Source organism: uncultured Microbulbifer sp. (assembly GCF_947489355.1).
GTDB lineage: Bacteria > Pseudomonadota > Gammaproteobacteria > Pseudomonadales > Cellvibrionaceae > Microbulbifer.
In genome coordinates this window covers 1-202 of sequence record NZ_CANLDD010000264.1, presented here as the reverse complement: position 1 = coordinate 202, position 202 = coordinate 1, and the positions used below count along the sequence as shown (strand labels likewise).

Here is a 202-nt window from a genome sequence, read left to right as displayed (position 1 = left end):
TCGAACAAACCTTTGATGTCGAACTCAATCACCCAGTCGTACTCCCAGCATCGCCGCCGCACCATAGCCAACGCATCATGCGCTGAACGATTCGGGCGGTAGCCGTAGGAATTCTCGTGAAAGACCGGCTCGACCAGTGGCTCAAAGACCTTCTTGACCACCGTCTGCGCGATACGATCCGACACTGTCGGTATACCCAGGA

The 202-nt window shown here is 55.9% G+C and carries 1 protein-coding gene; it reads right to left on the bottom strand.

The window, feature by feature from the left end; translation table 11 throughout:
- Positions 1 to 185, bottom strand: a 185-nt coding sequence (locus tag Q1A48_RS21710; RefSeq protein WP_299948970.1) for a reverse transcriptase domain-containing protein, incomplete at its 3' end; no start/stop codon positions are given.
- Between the last annotated feature and the right edge of the window lie 17 nt (positions 186 to 202).